This is a genomic window from Nocardiopsis sp. CNT312 (assembly GCF_000515115.1).
GTDB lineage: Bacteria > Actinomycetota > Actinomycetes > Streptosporangiales > Streptosporangiaceae > Nocardiopsis.
In genome coordinates this window covers 1-25,771 of record NZ_AZXF01000015.1, presented here as the reverse complement: position 1 = coordinate 25,771, position 25,771 = coordinate 1, and the positions used below count along the sequence as shown (strand labels likewise).

Here is a 25,771-nt window from a genome sequence, read left to right as displayed (position 1 = left end):
ATGACCGGCAAACCCCGCCGGGGCGCCAAGCGCCCCTCCCCGCGCAAATTCGCCAACCCGCTGGGGGACGCGGACTACGTCGACTACAAGGACACCGCGCTGCTGCGCACCTTCATCTCCGAGAAGGGCAAGATCCGCAGCCGCAGGGTGACGCGCGTCACCGCCCGCCAGCAGCGGCTGGTCGCGGCGGCGATCAAGAACGCCCGCGAGATGGCGCTGCTGCCCTACCCCTCCAACACTCCGACCGCCAAGCACTGACCAGCACCGGCCCACGGGCCGCGAACGAAAGGAGCCGCCGTGTCGCGCGTCTGCCAGGTCACTGGCAAGGCACCCGCCTTCGGCAATGCCGTCTCCCACTCGCACCGGCGCACCAAGCGCAGGTTCGACCCCAACATCCAGAGCAAGCGGTACTGGCTGCCCAGTGAGCAGCGGTTCGTCAAGCTTCGGGTGAGCACGAAGGGCATGAAGGTCATCGACGCGCGCGGGATCGAGCGCGTGGTCGCCGACATCCGCGCCCGGGGAGAGAGGGTCTGACCATGGCCAAGAAGAGCAAGATCGCCCGCAACGAGCAGCGCAAGGCCGTCGTGGCCCGCTACGCCGAGCGGCGCGCCGAACTCAAGCGCCTCATCAAGAGCCCCCACACGGACGAGGGGACGCGCGCCGCGGCCGTGGCCGAGCTGCGCCGCCAGCCCCGCGACGCCAGCGCGACCCGGGTGCGCAACCGCGACTCCGTCGACGGGCGTCCGCGCGGCCACCTGCGCAAGTTCGGCCTGTCGCGGATCCGTTTCCGCGAGATGGCCCACCGGGGGGAGCTCCCCGGCATCACCAAGTCCAGTTGGTGATAACGGGTGGCGGGTCCGCCGCCGCGATCGTAGCCGGCCGCTCCTCCTGACGCAGCCGCCGCCGGGCCGGAGAGCGGGGCGGGAAGCACTCCAATCATCCTCCCTCCCCCTTTCCGGCCGACCACCGGGCCGGTGCGCTCACGGGGCGCACCGGCCCTCTCCGCGCTTCCGTCTCTCCCCTGCCGCTTGTTCGCTTGTCGGAGCGCTCGTGTGCGATCACAGCGCACACCGCCCGTCGACCGAAGGGGGCACGGCACTGGATCACCGGGTTCCGGCTCTGAGCCCTCTTACCGGAGGCCCTGCCTCTGGCCGAGCGTGCCCGCGATCCGGCCCCGGACCCGGCGGCGCTCCTGCACTACCTGGTGGTGCTCGCGGTCGGGGTGTTCGTGTGCAGGGCCGCGTCGGGCCTCGCTGACCTGGCCGTGCGGATTCTGGCACACCGGCTGGAGCGGAGATGGCCGGGCTCGGCCCGAGAGGCCTCCCACGGGCCGCCGGGCGGTGGAGGTTCCGGGACCGCACACGCGAACACGGTGCACGGGGACGTGTACGGCACACTCGTCCAGGTCGGACGCATCGAGTTCCACCTGCACACCGGCGCGGATCCACCGCCCGCCGGCACCGATACCCGCTCCCGGTCCCAGTGGCGGCCCAGACGGCACAGGGACACGCGACAGCGGTCCGGCCCTGCTCGAAGTCCGGGGCCGAACGGCGGACGAGGGCGCCGGAGCACCCGCGCCGCTCAACAACCCCGCCCTCCGCCGGGCCGGGGGCGCGGAGCGGCCGGCTCGCAGGAGCCCGGAACCGTCCCTCAGAAGTGCACCATGAGGCAGACCAGCCAGACGTCGTCGTCCAGGGAGCCGATGTACCCCTCGGCCCGGCTCGGGGAGGCCTCGCCTTCCGGCCAGGCTCCGCGGTCCTCCCACCGCTCCCCTCGGGGGTGACCAGCGCTGTTCGGATCCGGACCCCGTTTCGGGAAAGTCCGTTCCCCGCCCGGCGAGGCGGCTGTAGGCCCGTAGTGCGCCGGTCCTCACGTGGAGAGGCGTTCGATGAGCCGGGGGGAGAAGAGCTTGCGCCGGTGGGCGTGCCCGTCGGGGTCGCGTTCCTCGTCCAGGAGCATCTGCGCGGCGGCGCGGCCCAGTTCGTGGCCCTCGACGCGCACGGTGGTCAGCGGGACGCCGGTGGTGGTGACCGATTCGATGTCGTCGTAGCCGACGATCGCCAGGTCCTCGGGGATGCGCTTGCCCGCGCGGAAGGCCGCCTGCATGATGCCCAGGGCGAGGAGGTCGTTGGCGCAGAACACCGCTGTGCCGGGCTGGGTGGCGACCAGCAGTCGCTCCCCGGCCCGGCGGCCCTGTTCTATCGTGAAGTCGTCCACCTCGATCACCCGGAGCGCCTCCTGCGTGCGCCCGGAGCGCAGGACGGCACGCAGGCACCCCTCGTACCGGTCGCGGGGCGCGCGCATGTTCATCGGTCCGGTGACGAAGACGATGTTCTGATGGCCCCGGGCGAGCAGGTGCGTGGCCGCCTGTTCGCCCCCCAGGGCGTCGTCCACGGCCACCGAGCAGACCTCGGGGTGCTCGTCGGCGTTGTGGATGAGGACGAAGTTGAACCCGCGTTCCCTGAGCCGTTCCAGCCACCCCTGCGACACCTGGACCGGGGCGATGATCACGTTGCGTATCCGCTGGTGGGCGAGCTGGTCGAGGTACTCCTCCTCCCGCGCCGTGTCCAGGTCGGTGCTGCAGAGCACCGACAGGTGGCCGGCCTGGCGCAGGACGTCCTCGGCACCGCGGGCGATGTTGGCGAAGTAGGGGTTGCGGACTCCGAAGAGGACCAGCCCGACCGCGGTGCTGCGTCCGGTGATCAGGTGGCGCGCGGCGGAGTTGGGGACGTAGCCCAGGGCGTCGATGACCGCCCGCACCCGGTCGCGTGTGGCGGCGGAGACCACTGCCGGGCGGTTGATCACGTTGGAGACGGTCGCGATCGAGACCCCGGCCTCGGTCGCGACTGTTTTGATGCTGACCGTCTTCACGCTGTCCGTTCCCTCTGTTCCCCGTGCCGGTTGCGGCATCGACGCCTGTGGTGCTGTGCGCCCGTCGTCGCCGCCGAGGGCGAAGCGGATACCAGAGCTCCGGCCGTCACCGATCCTTCCAGTCGCACATCTGCCCTGCGGCAACCGGTTCCGGTTCGGAACACGTCCTCGGCGACGCTGCGGGGCGCCCTGGGCGGGTCGGCCCCTCCTTCGTGATCGAATCGTTTTAAGTAATTTTAAACAGACACCTTGCCATGGATCACAGCCCGGGCACACGCTCCGGCCCGCAAAAGGCCGCGTCTACGCGCTTGTGCCCAGCAACAGGCGATTGTCCTGCTTGTTCTCCGACTGTGACTTCGGTCACGAATACGGGTTGACGGCGCCACACTCGCGAAGCTACCTTCTCACATCAGCAACTAAAACCTTTCAAAGTTTTAACTCAGGCGGTACGCACCGGTCAGTTCGAAGGGCTGGGGCACGCCATGGACGCAAAGGACGGAGGAGCCGCCATGCCCGCCGCGGACGCACCGACGGACACCCTGGCTCGAACGCGGCCCGGCCCGAAGAGACGTACACAAGGTGAACGCGACCGGCGGGGCACACCCGTTCCGTGGTGGTTCGTCCTGCCCGCTCTGGCCTTCTTCACCTTCGTCATCCTGGTGCCGAGCCTGCAGGGGGCGTGGTTCGCGTTCACCGACTGGGACGGCCTCGCCCGGGACCGGGCGTTCGTGGGCCTGGAGCAGTTCCGCGAGATCCTCGACGACCCGGACGCCCGCGGAACGGTGGCCAACACGCTCCTGATCGCCCTCGCGGTCACCGTGGTCCAGAACCTCATCGGCCTGCTGCTCGCGCTGGGACTGCACAGCGCCGTGAAGTCCCGCAACCTCCTACGGGTGCTGTTCTTCGCCCCCGCGGTCATCACCCCGGTGGTGGCGGCCTACCTGTGGCGCTACCTCTACGCACCGCGCGGGGCGATCAACACGCTCCTGGAGGCCGTCGGGCTGGAGTTCCTCCAGCAGGACTGGCTGGGGGACTCCTCACTCGCCCTCTGGTCGGTGGTCGTGGTGATCATCTGGCAGTTCTCCGGGATGTCCATGGTGATCTTCCTGGCCGGCCTGCAGACCGTGCCCAAGGAGCTGCACGAGGCGGCGGCCGTGGACGGCGCGGGGCCCTTCCGGCGCTTCTGGAACGTAACGCGCCCGATGCTGGCCCCGGCGATCACCATCAACCTGATGCTCTCGATCATCGGCGGGCTCAAACTCTTCGACCAGGTGTGGGTCATGACCGGCGGCGGTCCGGGCGGGGCCACCGACACCCTGTCGACCGTCATCTACCGGCAGGCCTTCCAGTTCAACCAGTTCGCCTACTCCACGGCGCTCGCCCTGGTCCTGACCGGTTTCGTCATCGTGCTCAGTGCCGTCCAGTACGGCTACCTGCGCCGTGAGGAGAGGAAGACGGCATGAACAACCGCTACACCTGGCGCACCGGCGTACTGGAGGCGGTGATGATCGCCGCCGCCGCGGTGTTCGTCTTCCCCCTCTACATCCTGGTCTCGATCGCCCTGGAGCCGGCGGGAACGGCGTCGTCCCCCGTGGCGTTCCCGACCAACCCGACCCTGGTGAACTTCGGCGACGCCTGGGAGAAGGCGGACCTGGGTTCGGCGATCCTGTACAGCCTGCTGATCACCGGCGGCAGCATCGTCCTGCTGGTCACGCTGGCGAGCCTGGCGGCCTACCCGATCGCCCGGTCCACCCGGCTGTGGTCCAAGGGCATGTTCGCGCTGTTCATGCTCGGTCTGCTCCTGCCCTTCCAGCTCGCGATGATCCCGCTGTACTGGACGATGCGCGACCTGGAACTGCTCGGCAACCCACTGGCGCTGATCATCTTCTACACCGGCCTGCAGATGCCGATGTCGGTGTTCCTCTACACCGGTTTCCTGCGGGCCCTGGACCCGGGCTACGAGCAGGCCGCCCAGATCGACGGCTGCGGCCCCCTGCGCGCCTTCGTGAGCGTGGTCTTCCCGCTGATGAGACCGGTGACCGGGACCGTGATCATCATCAACACCATCTTCGTGTGGAACGACTTCCTCACCCCGCTGATGTACCTCAGCGGCACCGAGCAGCAGACGATCCCGGTGGCCCTGTTCGGCTTCGTGGGCCAGTACGTGGCGCAGTGGCCCCTGGTGTTCGCCGGGCTGATCATCGGCACCGCCCCCGTGCTCATCGCCTACTTCGCGCTGCAGAAACACGTCATCCAGGGCTTCGCCAGCGGCCTCAAGGGATGACCCGGGCCGGACACGCCCCCCGATCCCCGCACACACAGAGAGAGAAGCACCGATCATGAGACCACGCCGAACGCTCGTCCCCACGGCCGCAGCGCTGCTCACCCTCCCCCTCCTCGCCGCCTGCGGCGGCGACGGCGGCAGCGGTGACGCGGCCGGAAACGAGATCACCGTGTTCGCCGCCGCCACCGAGCGCTCCTCCATGGACGCCGTGATCGCGGCCTTCGAGGACTCCCACGACGTCGAGGTCACGGCGAACTACGCCGACACTGTCGAACTCCAGAGCACCCTGCGCACGCAGCTCAGCGCGGGCACCGGCCCGGACGTGTTCACCGTCTGGCCCGGCAACGGCAACTCCGCCGCACTCCAGGTCCTGCAGCCCGCAGGGTTCCTGGCGGACCTGAGCGACACCGAGTTCGCGGGGCGGATCGGCGAGGGCGACCGGGCCGTCACCGACGTGGACGGCAGCACCTACATCGTTCCGGTCACCTACGCCGGGATCGGGGTGCTGTACGACACCGCGGCCCTGGAGGAGATCGGCGGCCAGACGCCCCAGACCTGGGACGAGCTGATCGACCTGTGCGGGCAGGCCAGGGACAACGACAAGGTGCTGCTGTCGCTGGGCAACCAGACCGACTGGGTGACCCAGCTCGTCACCTACTCGCTGGTGTCCACCCTCGTCTACGCCGACGCCCCCGGCTTCGACGAGGACCTGGCCGCCGGGCAGACGTCCTTCGGCGACTCGGGGTGGCGCGATGCCCTGGAGGCCTACCTGGAGATGGACGAGGAGGGCTGCTTCACCGACAGCCCCCTGGGCACCAGCTTCGAGGCCTCGGTCAGCGACGTGGCCGAAGGCAACGCCGTCGGCGTGGTCCAGGTGACCGCGACCCTGGCCCAGTTGAGGGAGGGCACCGGCGACGCCGAACTGGGCATGTTCGCCCTGCCCGCCACCGGCGACCCGGACCAGACCCTGATGCCCGGCGCGGTGGGCGCGGCCTACGGCATGGGTGCCGAGTCCGAGAACCCCGAGGGGGCACGGCAGTTCCTGGAGTTCCTGGGCTCGGACGAGGGCCAGCAGATCTACGCGGCCGAGGGCGGTTCGCTGCCGGCCCTGCCCAACGTCGAGTTCGACGCCGACCCCGCTCTGCAGACCCTGATCGACTACCAGGCGCAGGGCCGGACCGTGCCCTTCATGGACCAGCTCTGGCCCAACCCCGAGGTCCAGCAGGAGCACTTCACCGTGGTGCAGCAGCTCTTCGCCGGTGACACCGACGTCGACGAGGCCCTGTCCCGCCTGGACGAGGCCTACCAGCAGGACTGACCCCGCGGCGTCCCCCACCGGGGCGGCTCCGGCCGCCCCGGTGGGCCCCGCCGCACCGACCCCGCACCGAAGAGGACTACCCGTGGCTCCGATGAGCTCTCCCCAGGCCGCGCCCCCGACCGACACAGCACCCATCGACCTGAGGGTGGAGGACGCCCCCGCCCCCCTGGGCATCGACGTCGCGCGACCGCGCCTGTCGTGGCGGCTGGCACCGGTGGGACGCGGTGTGCGCCAGAGCGGCTACCGGATCCAGGTGGCCGGCTCGCGGGCCGCGCTGCTCGCCGACGAGGCCGACCTGTGGGATTCGGGCGCCGTCGAATCCGGCTCCTGCGCGCACCTGCCCTACTCCGGACCCGCCCTGGAGTCGGCCACCCGCTACCACTGGCGTGTGCGTGTCCGGCTCGCCGACGGCACATGGACCGCGTGGAGCTCCCCCTCCTGGTGGGAGACGGCCCTGTTCGACGAGGCCGACTGGCGGGGCGCCGCGTGGATCGGCGGCCCCGCCAGCCCGGGGGACCCGCACGCCGACCACACGGCCGCGCCACGGTTCCGGTGCGAATTCGACTCCGGCGGCCCCGTGGAGCGGGCGCGCCTGTACCTGAGCGGGCTGGGCTACTCGGTCGCGCACATCAACGGGCGGCGTGTGGGCAACGCGGTGCTGGACCCCGGCCAGACCGACTACCGCAGCACCGTCCTCTACGTGGTCCACGACGTCACCGACCTGGTGGACGAAGGGGCCAACGCCATCGGCGTGGAACTCGGCCGCGGCTTCTACGGCATCAGAACCGACAACGCCTGGAACTGGAACACCGCGCCTTGGTGGTCCGACCCCGAGATGCGGGCCCTGCTGGTCATCACCCACCCCGACGGAACCACGAGTACCGTCGCCTCCGGCGGGGACTGGTCCACGTCCTCGGAGGGCCCCACCCGTCACGACGAGGTGTTCATCGGAGAGGTCTACGACGCCCGCAGGGAGCAGTCCGGTTGGAGCGCCCCCGGCTACGGCGGTGCGGCGGCCTGGGACAGGGCCAAGGCGACCCGGGGCCCCGAGGGCGGGCTGCGGGTGCGGCCGCACGAGCCGATCCGGGTCACCGAGACCATCGACCCCGTGGCGGTCACCGAGCCCGAGCCCGGTGTGTACGTGTTCGACCTCGGCGTCCAGATCGCCGGCTGGGCCCGCCTGACCGTGGCGGGCGAGGCGGGCACCGAGATCTCCCTGCACTACGGGGAGCGGCTCGACGGCGGCCTCGTCTCGATCCCCGAGTACGGCGACTTCCACACCGTCTCCCGGCCCCAGACCGACGTCTACACCCTCGGCGGTGCCGGGGGGCCGCAGACCTGGGAGCCCTCCTACACCTACAAGGGGTTCCGGTTCGTCGAGGTGCGCGGGCTGCCCTCGCCTCCCGCTGCCGGCACCCTCCAGGGCAGGCGGACGCACAACGACTTCGCCTCCATCGGGCACTTCCACAGCGGTTCGGAGCTGCTCGACACCATCCGCGGCAACACCCGCCGGGCCCTGCTCAACAACCACCAGCACATCCCCACCGACACTCCCGTCTACGAGAAGGCCGGGTGGACGGGCGACGCACAGCTCACGGCCACGACCGTGAGCTATGAGTTCGCCATGAGCCGGTTCCACCGCAAGTACCTGAACGACATCCTGGACGCCCAACTGCCCTCGGGGGAGCTGCCCACGATCGTTCCCACCCCCGGCTGGAGCTATGAGGGCGCCCCCGGGTGGACCGCCGTCCACGGCCCCACCCCCGAATGGGACATCGCCCTGTTCGTGCTCGCCCTCAACCTGTACGAGACGGAAGGCGACGTGCGGGTCCTGGAGGACTGCTACGACGCCATGCGGCTGCACTTCTCGTGGGTGGAGTCCCGCGCGGACGCGTCCGGTCTCTTCCCCTACGGTCTGGGCGACTGGCTGCCTCCCGGTGGAGAGCCGCCGGAAGGGCCGGTGCTGAGCGCGACGGCGCACGTCCACCTCATGGCCACGCAGTTGAGCCGGATCGCCCGGGTCCTCGGCCGAGCCGACGACGAGGACCTCTACCGGTCCCGCGCCGAACGGATCGGGGCGGACTTCAACCGCGCGTTCCTCGACGGGGAGGCGGGCCTGTACCGCACACCCGGGGTCGAGGAGTACCGGCAGACGTCCAACATCCTGCCGTTGGCCTTCGGCCTGGTGCCCGAAGAACACGTCGACGCGGTCGTGGACCGCCTCGTCGCCGACATCCGGGGCCGCGGCGACCGGTTGAACACCGGGGTGGTGGGCGCCCGCTACCTGCTCCCCGTGCTGTCCCACCACGGCCGGACCGACGTGGCCTACGCGGTGGCCACCCAGACCGAGGAGCCCGGCTGGGGGTACTGGATCGAGCTCGGCAACACGTCCCTCCAGGAGCACTGGCACGCCGGGACCCGATCGCTGAACCACCACTTCTTCGGCTCGATCGGCCACTGGCTGTACGCCGACCTGGCCGGGATCACCCCGGCCGGGCCGGGCTACTCCGCGGTGCGCTTCAAGCCCCACCCGCCCGAGGGCCTGGACCACGCTGAGGCCCGTACCTCGACGGTACGGGGCGAAGTGGCGTCGAGTTGGCGCCGCGACGGTGGGGGCGGCCTGTCCATGGAGGTGGTGGTCCCGCCCAACGCCACGGGTGAGGTCCACGTCCCCCTCCTCGGCCACGGCGTGGAACGGGTGGCGGCCTCCCCCGGGGCGGCGTTCGCGGAGGAGCGCGGGGGCTACGCGGTCCACACGGTCGGATCGGGGGTGTGGCGGTTCACGGTGGCCGGACGGTCCGAGGGAGTCAGCGGGGAACCCGCCAGGGCGGTTTCCGTCCGCTGACCGTCCCCGCCGGCCGGGCTCGGATCCGGTGACCGCACCGGAAGTCGGTGTACCGCGTCCCGGACCTCCCGTCGCGAGTAAGGCTGGAGAACTCCCCGCAGGTGCTCGAATCCCTCAGGAACCCTGGGTCCGAAGAGGGGTAGCGCCCCGTTCCACGGCCTGGGTGGGAACCGCCCCACCCGCGGCCGAATCCAGGAGGCGGCGGTGGGCGCGTTGACGGGACCGGTCCCGCCGGGCCTCCTCGGGGTTGAGGCGGGCCTGGGCGGCGACGGTGTCGGCGTCGGTATGCAGCCGCTCCAGGGTCGGCAGCGTGGTCGCACCGAGTTCGCCGCGCCGGGCCAGGGCGGCGGTGCAGTCGTCGCGGCGGGAGGGCCAGGCCCGCGCCTGGTCCGGGTCCAGGGGGCCTCCCGGTGGGCGAGGAGGGTGTCGGCGGCGCTCCGGCCGTCGCCGGTGGGCAGTTCCCGGCCGGAGCGGTCGGTGACGGTGACGCGGTGGACGTGCGGGCTGTTCTGGGCTTCGCGAACGGTGTGCGGGGTCATGCGGTAGCCGAGGTCGTGGGCGGTGGCGGGGGTCCACCGGTTGGCCGGGCCGGGGGCGAGGTAGCGGTTGACCGAGTCCAGGCGGCTGACGCGTTCGTTCACGGCGAGGGCGACCAGGTGGACGCGGTATCCGGCGGCGGCGAACGCGCGGGCGGTGCGCAGGGTGGTCGGCGCGGTGGCGTTGGGCATGGCCAGGGGGTCGTGGTCCATGAGGGTGTCGTAGCGGGGGTCGAAGCGGCGCAGGGTGTCGCCGCTGAGGGGGGCCAGGTCGGGGTGGGTCCGGGTGAGGGCGGTCTGGGCCCTGGTCTTGCCGGCCGCTGGTTGGGCGCCGAGCAGGACGAGGACGGGCCGGTCGGAGGGGTGGCGGCCCCGGAAGAGGAACGGGGCGACGTCCCGGTCGCAGACCTCGCGTGGTGACGCGTCGGTGCTGTCCTCCCCCGCCGGTCGCGGGAGCATCGCGGTCTGGGCCTTCCACTCCCTGACTCGGGCGGTGAGCGCGTCGCGGTCGTCGGGGTCGGTGGCCTCACGGTGGTCCTCGGCCTCGTACATGCGGTGGAGGAGCCGTCGGCGGCGGGTGTCGGTGGCGGCGGTACGGGCGAGGAGCCGGCCGCCGAGGCGGGTGGCGGTGTCGGCGAGCAGATCATTGAGGACGGTGGTGGAGGAGGTCGCGTAGAAGCGGGCCCCTTCGGGGTTCTGGGTCATGGCGCTTCCTTACCGTGTCGTGTTCGTGGCCCGGTGGTTACCCGGATGTCATCGAGTGTGAGCCGTGTTACGTTCACGGCGCGCGCCCGTCCGGGTGCGCCCCGCCAACCCCCCAGATCCCCGGGCGGGACCCGCTACCGCCCGGGGGCCGCACCCTCCCGAGGAGCCACCGTGCGCCTTCGACCCCCCGCACGCGGCCCGGACCCGGCACCGCCCGCCGGGCCCTGGCCGTACTCGCGGCCCTGGCCACCACTCTGGCCCTGACCACCCTCACGGCCTCCCCCGCCCAGGCCGTGCAGATCGACACCGACGCCTACTACCTGCTCCAGAACCACCGCAGCGGCCTGGTCGCCGACGTCCCCGACGGCTCCACCGCCAACGGCACCGAGCTCGTGCAGTGGGAGCGCAACGGCAGCGCCGCCCAGCAGTTCCGCTTCGTGCCCTCCGGGGAGGGCTACTACCGCATCGTCAACCGGGGCAGCGGCAAGGCCGTCGACGTGTGGGAGTGGAACACCCAGGGCGGCGCCGAGATCCGCCAGTACGACGACCTGGGCGGCGCCAACCAGCAGTGGATGCCCGTCGACCGCGCGGGCGGGGTGCAGTTCGTCAACCGCCACAGCGGCATGGCGCTGGAGGTGTGGGCCTGGAGCACCCGCCAGGGCGACCGCCTCTCCCAGTGGGACCCGCACGGCGGCGCCAGCCAGATCTGGGACCTCATCGAGGTCGACGGCGGTACGCCCGATCCCACGGACCCGCCCGAGCCGACCGATCCGCCGGACGGCTCGGCGATCCACGCCGCGCCCGGCGGCAGCAGCGGCGCCTCGGGGACCGCGTCGAACCCGACCACGCTCACCTCCGCGATCGACCGTGTCGACCCCGGCGGCACCATCTACCTGCGCGGCGGCACCTACCGCCTGTCCCAGACGGTCGCCATCGACGGCAACGGCGGCAGCTCCAGCGGCCGCACGCTGCTATCGGCCTACCCGGGTGAGACGCCGGTGCTGAACTTCTCCGCGCAGAGCGAGAACTCCTCCAACCGGGGCCTGTCGCTGAACGTCTCCTACTGGCACCTGCGCGGCCTGGTCGTGGAGCACGCCGGGGACAACGGCATCGCCATCGGCGGCAGCCACAACATCGTGGAGGGCACCACCACCCGCTTCAACCACGACACCGGGCTGCAGATCTCCCGCGCCTCCTCCAGCACCCCGCGCAGCCAGTGGCCCGCGCACAACCTGGTGGTGTCCTCGGTCTCGCACGACAACGCCGACTCCGACGGCGAGGACGCGGACGGGTTCGCGGCGAAGCTGACCTCCGGTGAGGGCAACGTCTTCCGGAACACGGTGGCCCACCACAACATCGACGACGGCTGGGACCTGTACACCAAGACCGAGACCGGTGCGATCGGCGCGGTGACCATCGAGGACTCACTGGCCTACGGCAACGGCACGCTCAGCGACGGGACGCAGAACGCCAGCGGTGACCGCAACGGGCTCAAGCTCGGCGACGAGGACATCTCGGTCCGGCACGTCATCAGGAACAACGTGGCCTACGGCAACGGCAAGCACGGGTTCACCTACAACCGCAACCCGGGGCCGATGATGGTGACGGGCAACGTCAGCCTCGGCAACGAGGTGCGCAACTTCAACTTCGACGGCGGGTCGTCCTACTTCCGGGACAACACCTCCTGCGACGGCGGCTCCACCGACCGGTACTACGGTGACGCCGACGGCTCGAACCAGTTCTGGAACGGGTCGAACGGGTCGCGCTGCTCGTCCTACGGAGGCGGGCTGGACTGGTACTTCACCGGTGACGGCCGGCTCGTGGTGACCATCGGTGGCAACCGGGTCTGATCCGGGGCAGATCGGAGCGGGGTCCGCACGGTTCGTGCGGGCCCCGTTCGCGTGCACGGCCCGACGTCAGACGCGCGCGCCCATCCGCCGCAGGGGCTCGGCGAGTTCGGTCTCGAAGAACGCGAAGAACCCCTGCGGGTCGGGACCGGCGTTGATCAGGCACAGGTGGTCGAAGCCGGCGTCGACGAACCGGGAGGCGGCCTCCAGGTGGCGGTCGGGGTCGGGCCCGTGACCGAAGGTGCCGGCCATCTCCTCCTCTCCCACGAAGGCGGTGGCGGCCTCGAAGTTCACGGGGTTGGGCAGTTCGGCCTGCACCTTCCATCCGGTGGCCCCGAAACGGAACATCGCACGGGCCGACTCCAGAGCGCCCTGCTCGCTGTCGGCCCAGGCCAGGGGCACTTCGGCGTAGCGCGGTCCGGTGCCGCCGCCGTCCTCGTACACCCTGGTGAACTCGCGCTCGGGTTCCGTGCAGAAGAGGCCGTCGCCGAGTTCGGCGGCCAGCGCGGCGGCGCGGGGGCCGCCCGCGGCCACCAGGATCGGCGGCGGCTCGTCGGGGAGATCGAACACCCGGGCGTCCTCCAGTACCAGGTGCCTTCCCCGGTAGGAGTGGTATCCGCCGGACCAGAGGAGGCGGATGATCTCGATCGCCTCCCGCAGCATCTCGTGGCGCGTGGCGATGCTCGGCCATCCCTGGCCGACCACGTGTTCGTTCAGCCGCTCGCCGGATCCCACTCCGAGGCTGAAGCGCCCCTCGGAGAGGAGGGCCGTGGTCGCGGCGGCCTGCGCGACGATCGCCGGGTGCACGCGCATGATCGGGCAGGTCACACCGGTGGCGAGTCCGACGGTGTCGGTGCGCTCGGCCATGGCGGCGAGCATCGACCACACGAAGCCGGAGTGGCCGTGGTCGAAGAGCCACGGGTGGAAGTGGTCGCTGACCTCGACGAAGTCGAACCCCGCCTGCTCGGCGCGGATCGCCTGGTCGACGATCTCGCGGGGCCCGTACCCTTCCGCGAAGAGCTTGTAGCCGACCTTCATCTCTGCCTCCCGTCTCAGGACGCGCCTCCGGAGCCTGAGGTGCGCCGCTCGCTCTCCTTGCGCAGGGCCTCCACGAGTTCGTCCTTGCCCATGGACGAGCGGCCCCGGAGCCCCAGATCCCTGGCCCGTTCGTAGAGGTGTTCCTTCGTGGCGTTGGCGTCGACACCGCCGGCGGTCGGCAGGTCGCGGCCACGTCCCGCGTCCGGGTTCTCGGCCTGGGCGTCGGAGGGGCCGCTGCGTTGCTTGGGCACCCAACGGTCGCCGTGCTTCTCGAACTCGTGTTTGACCGCCGCGAACGCGACGCGGTGTGCGCGTTCGCCCTCCCCGTACTGTTCGACGGCCGAGTCGTGGGCCTTGATCCAGGTGTCCCGGGCCTTCCTGGGTGACCGCTGGAGGGTCGCCGGGAGTTCGCTTCTGCCGGGCACCGGCCTCATCTCCCCTGCTCGGGACGGTTCACGGTGTGACTCACCATGCCCGGGCCCGGGTCACGCGAAAACCAAGGGGCCGGCCCCTACTCGCGGACGAGGACGGCGACGGGGTAGGGGTCGAGCAGATCGGCCAGGGGCGCGGCGGTGAACCCGTCGGTGCGCACGGGGGCGACGGCGCGGCCGGTGAGGCGGTCGGTCCAGACGCCGGGGCCCGAGGGCAGCGGCAGCAGGGTGTCGCGCCAGCCGCCCGCCCCGGCCAAGGACAGCGGCAGCCGGGTGGCGACGGCGGCCAGGTCGGGGAAGCGCCCTCCCCTCGAGGTGCGCGCGAAGGCCACGGCGTGCTCGGCGGCCGGTCCGGCGGCGGTGAGCGGAAGGTAGCCGGTGGGGCGCAGGTCGCGGCGGGCGTGCAGGCAGGCGCGGACGAGGTGGAGTTTGGCGGCGCCGGTGGCGTCCACGGGCGGGCACCAGCCGCGTTCGACGCGGCTCAGGAGGTCGTCGCGGGTGTCCCAGTCGACGGGGCGGCGGTTGTCGGGGTCGACCAGGGACAGGTCCCACAGTTCGGTGCCCTGGTAGACGTCGGGGACGCCGGGGCCGAGGAGCTGCAGGGCCTTCTGGCCCAGGGAGTTGCTCCACCCGGCGCCTTCGACCCGGTCGGTGAGGGCGGCGACCTCGCCGTACAGGGCGGGGTCGCCCAGGACCCGGTCGGGCCAGTGGCGGACGCGGTCCTCGAACCCGGGGTCGGGGTCGGTCCAGGAGGTGCCAAGGCGGGCCTCCTTGGCGGCTTTGAGCAGGTAGGCGGACAGCCGTTCGGCGCTGATGGGCCAGGCGCCGACGAGGGTCTGCCAGCCCAGGAGGTTGAGGGAGGGCTCGGGGAGGGGGCACCGCCGGGTCCAGCGGCGCACGGCGGCGGTGAAGTCGTCGGCGATCTCGGTGAGCGCGGCCAGCCGGGCCCGCACGTCCTCGGAGCGCTTGGTGTCGTGGGTGGACAGCGCGGTCATGGTGCGGGGTGCGGTGGCCTCGCGGTGGGCGGCACGCAGGTGGAACTCCTCGGGCGGGACGGAGAACAGGGCGGGGTCGCCGCCGACCTCGTTGAGCGCGGTGAAGCGGGTGCCGCGGTAGAAGGCGGTGTTCTCGGTGCCCATGGCGGTCACCATGCCGCTGGTCTGCTGGATGCGGCGGGCGGCCTCGCCTCCGGGGTCCCGGCGTACGCGCCGGTCGATGGCGCGCAGGTCGTGGGCGAGGTCGGGCCTGCGGTCGGCGGCGCGGCGGACGGCCCGGGTCCAGGCGTCCTCGGACTCGGGGAGGTAGGAGCGGTAGACGTCGAAGGAGCACAGGAGTTCGGCGACGGCGTCCTCGCGCTGGCGTACGGCCATGCCGGAGGGGCGGGGGGTGTTCTCCGGGGGCTGGGCGGGCAGCAGGGCGGCGATGCGGCGCACCTCGGCCCGCAGGAGGCCGGTGGCGGCCTGGCGGCGGGCACGGGCGTCGATGGCGTCGGTGTCGGTGTCCACGCCCTCCTCGACGGCCAGGGCGGTGAGCGCGTCCTCTCCTGCGGGGTCGGTGAAGACGCCGCACACCTCGCGCAGGGCGTCGTAGCCGGTGGTGCCGTCCACGGGCCAGGAGGCGGGCAGGGACTCGTCTGGGGCGAGGATCTTCTCGACCACCACCCACCCGTCGAAGCGCTCGGTGAGGCGGCGCAGGTACCCGCCGGGGTCGGTGAGGCCGTCCACGTGGTCCACGCGCAGGCCGTCGAGCTGGCCCAGGGCGGCCCAGCGCAGGATCTCGGCGTGGGAGGCGTCGAAGACGCCGGGTTCCTCGACCCGGACGGCGGCGAGTTCGCTGACGTCGAAGAAGCGGCGGTAGGTGAGTTCACTGTCGCCGCGGCGCCAGGAGACGAGCCGGTAGTGCTGGCGCCGGTGCACGGCGGCGACGTCCTCGCCGGGGGTGTGGGTGCCGGGGGCGAGGGGGTAGCGCCTGTCGTGGTAGGCGATCAGGCCGTCGACGATCGTGAGGTCCTCCAGCGCGGAGCGGCCGCCGTCGCCGTCGTCGGCCAGCACGGGGATCAGCACGGGCCCGGCGCTGAAGTCGATGTCGAAGCAGCGTGCGTAGGCGGAGTCGCGGCCGTGGCGGAGCACGTCCCACCACCAGGGGTTGGCGGCCGGGTCGGCGACGCACATGTGGTTGGGGACGATGTCGGCGACCACGCCCATGCCCAGGCCGTGCGCCTTGACGGCGAGGGCCTCGCGGGCGGTGTCGCCGCCCAGGGCCGGGGAGACCCGTGTGGGGTCGACCACGTCGTAGCCGTGTTGTGAGCCGGGGACGGCGGCCAGGATCGGGGACAGGTAGACGGCGCCCGCACCCAGGCGGTTCAACTGGTCCAGCCGCGCCGCCGCGTCGGCCAGGCCGAACTCGGGCCGCAACTGGAGGCGGTAGGTGGAGGCCGGTTCTCGGGTGCTCTCGTGGACGCTCATCACGCTTGACTGTGCCCGCGCCGTGCGCGAGTCATGCACGGCCGCGGCTGCGAGTGGTGCCCGCTCCGCGCCGGGGTGTGTTCGGCCGCTCGGTGACGCAATGGTTAAATCCTTGGGGGCCGCGCACCACCAGCCACGACGTGTGCGCGAGTGCCGGAACCGACGAAGAGGTGAGAGAAGTCGTGCCCGTGTCCAAGCAACGCGCCCGTTCCTCCGGTGCCCGGGGTGCGGCGTCGGCCGCCCTGGCGGGTCTGCTGCTGTCGGCGACCGCCTGCGGCAGTGACGAGGCCGTGCCCGGGGGTCCCGGCCTGGCGGTCCCCGACAGCCTGGAGTGTTTCACCGGGAGCCTGTCGGGGGCGGGGTCGAGTGCCCAGGAGAACGCGATGATCACGTGGATCGCGGGATACCAGTCGGCGTGTGAGGGCGCGCGAGTGTACTACGACTCGATCGGGTCCGGCGGCGGGCGCAGCCAGTTCATCGACGACGCCGTGGACTTCGCCGGCACGGACGCGGCGATGGGCCCGGAGGAGAACGCCGAGGCACGGGAGCGCTGCGCGGGTTCGGACACGCTGAACCTGCCCGCCTACGTGGTGGCGATCGCTGCGGTGTTCACGTTGGAGGGCGTCGACTCGCTGAATCTGGCGCCGGACACCCTGGCGCGGATCTTCAACCGGGACGTCACGCGCTGGGACGCCCCGGAGATCGCCGAGGCCAACCCGGGTGTGGACCTTCCGGACCTGGAGATCACGCCGGTCAACCGGTCCGACGACTCCGGGACCACGGAGAACTTCACCCGCTACCTGTCGGCTGCGGCTCCTCAGGCGTGGCCGCACGAGCCCGACGGGCAGTGGCCGATCAGGCCGCGCGAGTCGGCGCAGGGCAACAGCGGTATCGCCGACACCGTCAAGCGCACCGAGGGTGCGATCGGCTATGTGGAGATGTCGCACATGCACGGCATGTCGGTAGTGAACCTCGGTGTGGGCGGCGAGTTCGTGGAGATCTCCCCAGAGGCCGCCGCCCAGGTGGTCGCGGGGTCCCCCCTCAGCGACACCAGCACCGGTGAGCACGACCTGGCCCTGGACCTGGACTACGGCACGACCGAGCCCGGCGCCTACCCGATGGTGCTGGTGAGCTACGAGGTGGTGTGCTCGGTCTACCCCGACGCCGACACGGCCGCGAAGGTCCAGGCGTTCCTGCGCTACATCGTCAGCCCGGAGGGGCAGGACAACGCCTCGGAGGAGACCGGGTCGGCACCGGTGAACGACCGGCTGCGCGAGCAGTTGCTCGCCTCGATCGACTCGATCACCGTCCAGGAGGACTGAGGGCGGCACGGGGGCGCCTGGGCGCTCCCGCACCTGTGTCGGCCCAGGTCCCCTCGATGCGGACGAGGTGCGCTCACACCTCAGGACGCCGGTGCGATGGGCTCCTCGGTCCGCAGGCGGGACGTGCGCAGTCCGGGGGCGCACAGGGCGAGCACTCCGACGCAGGCCGCGGTGAGGCCGCCGCCGACGAACAGCGCACCGGTGATGCCGACGAGCGGAGCGAGCACGCCGCCGAGGGTGAGGGCGCCAGCGGAGTTGCCCAGGGTGTGCTGGGTGGTCCAGACGGCGTTGACGCGGCCGCGCAGCCGATCGGGGGTGTGCGACTGCAACAGGCTGTAGCGCAGGATCTCCTCCATGACCTCGCCGAAGCCCAGGACGACGAAGACGGCGAGGGCCACCGGGATCCAGGCAGCCAGCCCCAGGGCGGCGGAGGCCGCGCCGCACAGGGCCACGGCGAGCAGGACGGGCGGCCCGATCCGGTTCACACGGGAGGTCCATCCACTGGTCAGGGAGCCGATGAGGGCGCCGACGGCGGGGGCGGTGTAGAGCAGTCCGGCCACGGAGGCGTCGCCGCCCAGGACCTGGTCGTTGAACGCGGGGATGAGGACGATCGGCGCGGCGAAGAGCATCTGGACCGCGCCGAGCAGGAGCAGGGGGCCGACCACCCTGTGGCGGACGGCGAAGAGCGCCCCCTCCCACAGGTCGGCGAGGACTGTGTCTCCGGTGGCGGCCGCGGGCGGGTTGAGCGGGGGCAGCCGCCACACCAGGACCGCGGTGACCAGGGACAGCAGGCAGGTGACGGTGTAGTTGGCGCCCATGCCCAGCAGGGCGATGAGGGCGCCGCCCAGTGCGGGGGCGAACGCCGATCCCAGGCGGCCGTTGAGGGCGAGCAGGGCCCCGGCGGCGGGGAGCCGGTCCCGGGGCACGAACCCGGGTGCCGCCGCCTGGAGGGCGACGGCGCTCAGCGAGCCGAACCCGCCGTTGAAGGCGGCCACGATAAAGATCACCCACAGCAGGGGCTGTTCGGGGAGCACGGTGTTGAGCGCCAGCACGCCGAAACCGAGGACGGCGGAGGACCGGCCGAGCACGATGAGGCGGCGCCGGTCGCCGCGGTCGGCGAGGATCCCTCCGACGAGGGTGCCCAGCAGGGTGCTCATCGAGATGGTGGCCTGCACGGCGGCGACCAGGAGGGTCGACCCCGTCAGGCCGTAGACCTGGAGCGGGAGCGCGACGGTGGTGAACCCGAGACCGAAGATGGAGATGAGGCGGGCGGTGAACACGATCCTGAACTCTCGGCTCAGGCAGAGCGGACTGGTGTCGATCACCATCCTGGACAGTTTCACGGGTTCCTCGAAGGGGGTAGACGCGGGCGGTGGAGGGCGGGGCGCCCTCCACCGCTGTGGCGGACGTACGGTGCGGCCATGTTCTCAGGGCCGTACCAGTGTCAGGACAGGGCCTCGCGCAGGCTGCGCGGGCGCATGTCGGTCCAGTGGGTGTCGACGTAGTCCACGGCCCGGTCGCGCGTGTCGGGGCCGTACACGACCGTCCATCCCTCGGGCACGGGGGCGAACTCCGGCCAGAGCGAGTGCTGGTCCTCGTCGTTGACCAGCACCAGGAAGGAGCCGTCGCTGTCGTCGAAGGGGTTGGTGGCCATGGGTGCCTCTTTCCGTGTTCTGTGTGGGGTGGGGCCGTGCGTGGTGCGGCGCCGCGCACGGCTGGTCGCCGGGCCGTCAGAGGGAGGGCTCCCGCCAGCGCAGTCCGTCGTCGGACCCGCCGGGGACCGGCGGGTCTACCGGCCCGTCAGCAGGCGCTGCCACGCCTGGAGGGTGGCGTCCTCGGCGAGGGCGATGAAGTCGGTCTCGACTCCGTACCCGCGCCAGATCTCGACCAGGCTCATGAGGCGGATCGAGTCCATGCCCTGGTCGAGCAGGTTGTCGGTGTCGCCGATGCTCTCGGGGGACTCGCCGAGGGTCGTGGCGACGTGCTCCCGGACGAGTTCGGCGGTGAGTTCGCCCTCGCGGGCTGATCCGGCGTTGTGGTCCTGGGACATGTACGGCTCTCCTGATCTCTTGGGTGGCTGGTGCGTACAGGGGCGGTCAGAGGGGTTCGGGTGCGGACCGCCCCGTGCTCCCCGGGGTGGTCCGCACCCGGCGCGGCACCCCCTCACCGCTCCCCCAGCCAGCGGGCGAGGACGGGGCCGACCACCGACAGTGCGGACGGTCCGGTCAGTGCCTCGTGGGTGGCGTTGACGCGCTCACGTGTGACGGAGCCGCTGGTGTAGGGCTCCCACGCGCGGTGGTCGACCCCCGTGCGCGGCGTCCCCTCGGCGGTGAAGAACAGGAGGTCGCCGTCGAAGACGCGGTAGGTGGCGCGCGTCATCAGGGCGGCGTTCTCTCGGTAGGTGTCCACGACGGCGTTGAGCGCGGACTCCTCCAGGTCCGCCCAGATCCCGCCGCCCTCCCGGATGAACTCGGTGACCTCGGCGCGCGCGTAGGGGGGACGCAGCCCCTGGGGGATCTCGGTGAGGGAGCTGGAGAGCAGGAAGTGCAGGGCCTCCTGCTCCATCGCGGCGGGGTCGGCGTCGGCCTCCGCCGAGCGCCGCCGCCCGTCGAGGGGGTAGGTGTCCATGATGCCGAGGAAGGCGACCTCCTCGCCCGCTTCCTGGAGGAGCGTGGCGGCGGCGTGCGCCGCCTGGCCGCCGAAGGACCAGCCGAGCAGGTGGTAGGGGCCGCGGGGCTGGACCGCGCGGATCCGCTCGATGTAGTGGCGTGCCAGGCCGTCGAGGTCCTCGGCGACACCGGAGCGGCCGCGCAGGCCGGGCGACTGCACGCCGTAGACGGGGCGGTCCGTCGGCAGGTAGGGCAGGAGCCCGGCGAAGGACCAGCTGAACCCGGCCGCGGGGTGCAGGCAGAACAGGGGTGGGACGTCGCCGCCCGTGCGCAGGGGAAGCACGGTGGCCAGCGGGTCACCGCCCTCCTCCTTGCCCAGCACGCGCGCGGCGATCCTGGCGGGGGTGGCCGTGGTGAGGACCTCGCCCACGCGCAGGCGCGCGCCCAGTTCCTTCCTGACCCGGGCCACCAGGCGCATGGCCAGCAGCGAGTGTCCGCCCAGGGCGAAGAAGTCGTCGTCGACGCCAACCGAGGGCAGGCCGAGCAGGTCGGCGAAGATCGCGCACAGGCGGCGCTCGGTCTCGTTGGCGGGTGCGCGCCCGCCGCCGGCGGACCACTCGGGCTCGGGCAGCGCGGCCCGGTCGAGCTTGCCGTTGACGGTGAGCGGCAGGCGGTCAACGCTCACCAGCGCGCTGGGGACCATGGGTTCGGGCAGGCGCGCGGACAGGGCGCCCAGGATCTCGGCGTGGTCCGTCTCCTGCCCTCGGGGCACCAGGTAGCCCACGAGCCTGCGCACGCCGGGGGCGTCCTCGCGGACCGTGACCGCCGCCTGGGCGACGTCGGGGTGGGATTCCAGGACGGCGGTGATCTCGCCCGGTTCGACGCGGTGGCCGCGGATCTTGATCTGGTCGTCGGTGCGGCCGAGGAAGTCGATGAGGCCGTCCGCGCCCCGGCGCACCAGGTCGCCGGTGCGGTACATGCGCGAGCCGGGCGGGCCGAAGGGGTCGGCGACGAACCGGTCGGCGGTGGTGCCGGGGCGGCCGGTGTAGCCGCGGGCCAGGCCCGCGCCGGAGACGTAGAGCTCGCCGGGGACGCCCGGCGGGACCGGGGACAGGCCCGAGTCGAGGATGTGGACGCGGGTATTGTGGATGGGCGCGCCGACGGTGGGCGCGTCGCTGTCCCCGGTGCCGCCGCCCAGGGTGTTGATCGTGTACTCGGTGGGGCCGTAGAGGTTGTAGCCGAGCACGCCGGGGGCCTCGGCGAGGCGGCGCCACACGGTGTCGGAGACGGCCTCGCCGCCGAGCAGGACCAGGCAGGGGCGGTGGCGGCCGTCCTCGGCCAGCAGCCCGTCCTCGATGAGCTGCCCGCAGTAGGAGGGGGTCACGTTGATGACGTCGATGCGGTGGCGCGCGCAGTAGTCGGTGAGCGCGTCGGAGTCGCGGCGCAGGTCCTCGTCGAGGAGGTGGACCTCGTGCCCCTCGACCAGCCAGAGGAGTTCCTCCCAGGACATGTCGAAGGCGAAGGAGACGGTGTGGGCGATGCGCATGGTGCGCCCGCCCTGGGCCCGCACCACGGGGTCGAAGATGCGTTCCTGGTGGTTGATGAGCATGTTGGTGAGGCCGCGCAGGGGCACGGCCACGCCCTTGGGGCGGCCGGTGGAGCCGGAAGTGTAGATGGTGTAGGCGAGGTGGTCGGGGGTGAGGGGGCCTGACCGTTCGCTGTCGTCGAGGTCGCCGGAGGGCAGGGCGTCGAGTTCGGCGGCGGTCCCGTCGGAGTCGAGCACCAGGAGGCCGGTCCCCTCCGGTGCCGGGACCCGGTCGGCGGACCCGCGCGAGACCAGGACGGCCACGGGGTCGGCGTCGGTGATCATGTCGGCGAGCCGGTCCCGGGGGTGGGCCAGGTCCAGGGGGATGTAGGCGGCGCCCGCCTTGAGGATGCCGAACAGGGCCGCGACCGCGTCGGCGGTCCGGGGCAGGCCCAGGACGACGCCGGTGTCGGGCCCGGCCTTGCGCGCGATGAGCAGGCGGGCGATGCGGTTGGCGCGGGCGTTGAGTTCGGCGAAGGACGTGCGGCGGCCCTGGAAGACCAGGGCGGTGCGGTCGGGGAACCGCCGCGCCGCGTCCTCCAGCAGGCGGGTGATGGTGGTCTCGGGCAGCGGGCGCTCGTTGTCGTCCGGCGCGGCCAGGACCGCGGCGCGCTCGGCCCCGGTCAGCAGGTCCAGGCCGGCCACGCGTCGGCCGGGGTCGGCCACCAGGGCTCGGATCGCCGTGAGCGCCCGGTCGAACAGGCCGCGTGCGGTGTCATCGTCGAACAGGTCGGGGCGGTAGGCGAGGGAGAGGGAGAAGCCCTCGCCGGGTTCGACGACGAAGGTGAGGGGGTAGTGGGTGGCGTCGGCCGCCGACACCCGCTCCAGGCCCGCGGCGTCGCGCAGTTCCTCGGCCCGGCCGGTGTCCTTGGGGGTGTTGCGCAGCACGTAGAGGGTGTCGAAGAGGCCGCCCAGCCCGGCGTGGCGCTGGATGTCGGCGAGGTTGACGTGGTGGTAGGGCAGCAGTTCGGCCTGTTCGCGGTGGACGCGGGTGAACAGGTCGATGAGGCGTTCGGCGGGGCGCACGTCCACCCGGACGGGGATGGTGTTGAAGAACAGGCCGATGATGGAGGAGACGTCGGGGATCTCCGGGGGGCGTCCCGAGACGGTGCTGCCGAAGACGATGTCATCGCGCCCGGTGTGGGCGCGCAGGGTGAGCGCCCAGGCCGTGTAGAGCAGTGAGTTCGGGGTCACGCCGTGCTCTCGGGCGAGCGCGGTCAGCGCCCGGGCGGTCTCCGGGTCGATCTCGGCCTCGTGGGAGCGGGGCATGACCGGTCGGCGCTTGGGGTCGGGCCGGGTGACCAGGGTGGGCGACTCCAGGCCCGACAGGGCCCGCTTCCACGCCTGGGCCGCCCTGTCGGCGTCCTGGCGGGAGAGCCAGACGAGGTAGTCGCGGTAGGGGCGGGGCGCGGGCAGGGCCGAGGGATCGCCGCCGCGCCGGTACAGTTCGAGCAGTTCGACGATGTAGAGGGTGCCCGACCAGCCGTCCATGAGGATGTGGTGGTGGGTCTCCACCAAGGCGGTGCGCCCCTCGCCGCACCGTACGAGCACGTTGCGGATGAGCGGGGGCCGGGTGAGGTCGAAGCGGCGCTCGCGCTCCTCCTTGCGGATGCGGGTGAGTTCGCGTTCGCGCTCCTGCGGCGGCAGGTGGCCCAGGTCCACCTCGCGCCAGTTGGCGGGCATGGCGCCCCGGATGAACTGGACGGGCTGCTCCATGCCCTCGTGGGCGAACCCGGCCCGGAGGTTGGGGTGGCGGCGGAGCATCTCGTCGGCGCTGGCGCGCAGCGCGGCGGCGTCCACGGGGCGGTCGAACTCGAAGAAGTGCTGGACGGTGTAGACGTCGAGGTGCTGGTCGTCGTCCAAGGCGTGGAAGAGCAGCCCCTGTTGGAGGGGGGCCAGGGGGAGGACGTCTTCGAGGGCCGGGGCTTGGGTCTGTGTCACGGTGGTCGGCTCCTGCTTGTCGCGGATCGTGGTGTTGGGGAGCGGTCTCCGGCGGGCGCGGGGCGCGCCTACTCGGGGTCCAGGCCCAGTCGTTCCAGGAGCGCCATCTGGTCGGCTCCGAGGTCGACCAGCGGCTCGGTGCTCGCCTGTGGCGCGGGGTCGGCCTTCCGCTGCGGGGTCTGGCCGGCCAGTGCGGCGAGCGCGGCGGGGGTGGGGCGGGTGAAGACGTCGTGGACGTCCACGGTGACGCCCGCTTCGGCCAGTCCGGAGACCAGGCGCAGGGCGCTGATGCTGTCTCCGCCCAGGCGGAAGAAATCGTCGCCCGTGCCCACGCCGGACAGCCCCAGGACCTCCTCGAACACCGCGCACACCGCGCGCTCGACCCCGGTCACGGGGACGCTCCCCCGCCCGGCCTCCGCACCGAACTCCACGGCGGGGAGCGCGGAGCGGTCGAGCTTGCCGTTCGGCGACAACGGCCACGCCTCCACGTCGACGAGCACCGCCGGGACCATGTACCCCGGCAGGGTGCGCCCGGCCTCCCCGCGCACCCGCTCGTGCGAGCGGTCCGCACCCGCCTCCCAGCGCACGTACCCGGCCAGGACCGGTTCGCCCGCGCTGCCGTCGGCGACCACGGCGACCGCGTCGGCCACACCCCCGGCACCGGCCAGAGCCGCCTCCACCTCGCCCAGTTCGATACGCAGCCCCCGCAGCTTCACCTGGAAGTCGGCACGCCCCACGAACTCCAGCACACCCCCGCGCAAACGCACCACGTCACCGGTGCGGTACATGCGCGAACCGGACGGACCGAAAGGGTCGGCGACGAAGCAGCCAGCGGTCAGCACGGGCCGGTGCTCATACCCCCGCGCCAACTGGCCCCCGGCCAGGTACAGCTCACCGGACACGCCCTCGGGCACCGGCCGCAGGAACGCGTCGAGCACGTACACCCGGGTGTTCCACACCGGCACCCCGATCGGCACCGAGCCGCCGCCCTCGTCCCGGGCCGCGTCGAACCACGTCACGTCCACCGCGGCCTCGGTGGGCCCGTACAGGTTGAACAGCCCCGTGCCGGGCAGGATCCGCGCGAACCGCTCGGCCGTGTCCGAGCCCAGCGCCTCACCGGAGGAGAAGACCCACCGCAGACCGGTGCACCGGGCCGCCGAGGGCTCCTCCGTGAACACGCGCAGCATCGAGGGCACGAAGTGGCACACCGTCACACCGTGCTCGGCGACGGTCCGCGCCACATAGGCCGGATCGCGGTGCCCTGCCGCAGAGGCCACCACCAGCGAAGCGCCCACCCGCAGCGGCCAGAACAACTCCCACACCGACACGTCGAACGCCGACGGCGTCTTCAACAGCACCCGGTCCTCGGAACCGAGGGGGAACCGCCCCTGCATCCACTCCAGCCGGTTGACGATCGCGCCGTGCGAGACACCCACACCCTTGGGACGGCCCGTCGAACCCGACGTGTAGATGACATAGGCCAGATCCGCGCCGTGCAGCGGCCGCACCCGCTCGGCATCCGACACCTCACCACCAGGCAGCCCCGACAGCTCCTCCACGACCAAAGGATCGTCCAATACCAGGACCTCGCCGGTGTCCCCGGGCAGGTCCGCCGCCGAAGCTCCGTCGGTGACCACCAATCGCGCCCGGGAGTCGGACAGGACGAAGCCCAGACGCTCGGCCGGGTACTCCACATCCAGCGGCAGATACGCCGCACCCGCCACCACCACCGCGTGCAGCGCCACCACCAGGTCCGGCGAACGCGGCAGCGCCACCGCCACCACGTCCCCCGGACCCACACCACGCCCCACCAGCAGCCGCGCCAGACGGTTCACCCGCCCACGGAACCCCGCGTAGTCCCAGCACTCACCCGAACCGGCATCCACCAGCGCCACCCGGCCCGACCACCGCCCCGCACCCCCCGGCGACCCACCCAGCACACCACCGGACACCACCACCGCCGTATCGTTGACC

General features: G+C 72.1%; 19 protein-coding genes. 9 read left to right on the top strand and 10 right to left on the bottom strand.

What is annotated here, in order from left to right:
* From rpsR to rpsN, 3 genes are read left to right on the top strand one after another with little or no spacing between them, the layout of a single operon-like run.
* Complete coding sequence (gene rpsR / locus B042_RS0106460; protein ID WP_028647591.1) at positions 1 to 258, top strand: 30S ribosomal protein S18; 258 nt, start codon at positions 1 to 3, stop codon at positions 256 to 258.
* Positions 259 to 297: 39 nt separating this feature from the next.
* A complete protein-coding gene (rpmB, locus tag B042_RS0106455) occupies positions 298 to 534 on the top strand; it encodes a 50S ribosomal protein L28 (RefSeq protein ID WP_028647590.1) in 237 nt (78 codons plus the stop codon).
* Between the two features lie 2 nt (positions 535 to 536).
* Positions 537 to 842: a 30S ribosomal protein S14 gene (rpsN, locus tag B042_RS0106450; protein ID WP_028647589.1), complete on the top strand. Its 306-nt coding sequence runs from the start codon at positions 537 to 539 to the stop codon at positions 840 to 842.
* Between the two features lie 1,027 nt (positions 843 to 1,869).
* Here the strand turns inward: rpsN and B042_RS0106445 are convergent.
* On the bottom strand, positions 1,870 to 2,871 hold the full coding sequence (locus B042_RS0106445; protein WP_028647588.1) for a LacI family DNA-binding transcriptional regulator: 1,002 nt from the start codon (positions 2,869 to 2,871) through the stop codon (positions 1,870 to 1,872).
* A 509-nt stretch (positions 2,872 to 3,380) separates the two neighbouring features.
* Between B042_RS0106445 and B042_RS0106440 the strand changes: the two genes are divergently transcribed.
* The 4 genes from B042_RS0106440 (at position 3,381) to B042_RS22145 (ending at position 9,318) form a co-directional block, all read left to right on the top strand.
* Positions 3,381 to 4,334: a carbohydrate ABC transporter permease gene (locus B042_RS0106440; RefSeq protein WP_028647587.1), complete on the top strand. Its 954-nt coding sequence runs from the start codon at positions 3,381 to 3,383 to the stop codon at positions 4,332 to 4,334.
* Positions 4,331 to 5,155 carry a carbohydrate ABC transporter permease gene (locus tag B042_RS0106435; RefSeq protein ID WP_028647586.1) on the top strand — a complete coding sequence of 275 codons (825 nt, stop codon included), beginning with the start codon at positions 4,331 to 4,333 and terminating at the stop codon, positions 5,153 to 5,155. Before B042_RS0106440 ends, B042_RS0106435 begins: the two co-directional genes overlap by 4 nt.
* 55 nt (positions 5,156 to 5,210) lie before the next feature.
* Positions 5,211 to 6,473 carry an extracellular solute-binding protein gene (locus B042_RS0106430; RefSeq protein ID WP_028647585.1) on the top strand — a complete coding sequence of 421 codons (1,263 nt, stop codon included), beginning with the start codon at positions 5,211 to 5,213 and terminating at the stop codon, positions 6,471 to 6,473.
* Positions 6,474 to 6,564: 91 nt separating this feature from the next.
* Positions 6,565 to 9,318, top strand: coding sequence for an alpha-L-rhamnosidase (locus B042_RS22145; RefSeq protein ID WP_051415509.1), 2,754 nt, complete (start codon positions 6,565 to 6,567; stop codon positions 9,316 to 9,318).
* Here B042_RS22145 and B042_RS0106420 read toward each other — a convergent pair.
* Complete coding sequence (locus B042_RS0106420; protein WP_028647584.1) at positions 9,216 to 10,559, bottom strand: zeta toxin family protein; 1,344 nt, start codon at positions 10,557 to 10,559, stop codon at positions 9,216 to 9,218. The genes B042_RS22145 and B042_RS0106420 overlap by 103 nt on opposite strands.
* A gap of 293 nt (positions 10,560 to 10,852) precedes the next feature.
* On the opposite strand from B042_RS0106420, the gene B042_RS22140 reads away from it, so the two are divergent.
* Positions 10,853 to 12,409 (top strand): RICIN domain-containing protein, encoded by a 1,557-nt coding sequence (locus tag B042_RS22140; RefSeq protein ID WP_231493853.1) that lies wholly within the window; start codon positions 10,853 to 10,855, stop codon positions 12,407 to 12,409.
* A 66-nt stretch (positions 12,410 to 12,475) separates the two neighbouring features.
* On the opposite strand, the gene B042_RS0106405 is transcribed toward B042_RS22140, so the two are convergent.
* From B042_RS0106405 to treY, 3 genes are all read right to left on the bottom strand, one after another.
* Positions 12,476 to 13,444, bottom strand: a complete 969-nt coding sequence (locus B042_RS0106405) for a TIGR03557 family F420-dependent LLM class oxidoreductase (protein ID WP_028647583.1) — start codon at positions 13,442 to 13,444, stop codon at positions 12,476 to 12,478.
* Positions 13,445 to 13,458: 14 nt separating this feature from the next.
* The gene (locus B042_RS0106400) at positions 13,459 to 13,869 is read right to left on the bottom strand and encodes a ChaB family protein (RefSeq protein WP_028647582.1); all 411 of its coding nucleotides are present in this window, start codon (positions 13,867 to 13,869) and stop codon (positions 13,459 to 13,461) included.
* A gap of 86 nt (positions 13,870 to 13,955) precedes the next feature.
* Positions 13,956 to 16,340, bottom strand: a complete 2,385-nt coding sequence (gene treY, locus B042_RS0106395; protein ID WP_028647581.1) for a malto-oligosyltrehalose synthase — start codon at positions 16,338 to 16,340, stop codon at positions 13,956 to 13,958.
* A 188-nt stretch (positions 16,341 to 16,528) separates the two neighbouring features.
* Here treY and pstS point away from each other — a divergent pair, with 188 nt between their 5' ends.
* The gene (gene pstS, locus B042_RS0106390; RefSeq protein ID WP_231493852.1) at positions 16,529 to 17,662 is read left to right on the top strand and encodes a phosphate ABC transporter substrate-binding protein PstS; all 1,134 of its coding nucleotides are present in this window, start codon (positions 16,529 to 16,531) and stop codon (positions 17,660 to 17,662) included.
* A gap of 80 nt (positions 17,663 to 17,742) precedes the next feature.
* Here pstS and entS read toward each other — a convergent pair whose 3' ends face one another.
* The 5 genes from entS to B042_RS22130 form a co-directional block, all read right to left on the bottom strand.
* A complete protein-coding gene (gene entS / locus B042_RS22135; protein WP_051415507.1) occupies positions 17,743 to 19,005 on the bottom strand; it encodes an enterobactin transporter EntS in 1,263 nt (420 codons plus the stop codon).
* 101 nt (positions 19,006 to 19,106) lie between these two features.
* Entirely contained in the window at positions 19,107 to 19,316 is a 210-nt protein-coding gene (locus B042_RS0106380) for an MbtH family protein (RefSeq protein ID WP_028647579.1), read from the bottom strand.
* Between the two features lie 135 nt (positions 19,317 to 19,451).
* Complete coding sequence (locus B042_RS0106375; protein WP_028647578.1) at positions 19,452 to 19,712, bottom strand: phosphopantetheine-binding protein; 261 nt, start codon at positions 19,710 to 19,712, stop codon at positions 19,452 to 19,454.
* Between the two features lie 113 nt (positions 19,713 to 19,825).
* Complete coding sequence (locus B042_RS0106370; protein ID WP_028647577.1) at positions 19,826 to 23,797, bottom strand: amino acid adenylation domain-containing protein; 3,972 nt, start codon at positions 23,795 to 23,797, stop codon at positions 19,826 to 19,828.
* A gap of 68 nt (positions 23,798 to 23,865) precedes the next feature.
* A partial coding sequence (locus B042_RS22130) for an amino acid adenylation domain-containing protein (RefSeq protein ID WP_155988915.1) occupies positions 23,866 to 25,771 on the bottom strand: 1,906 nt, incomplete at its 5' end.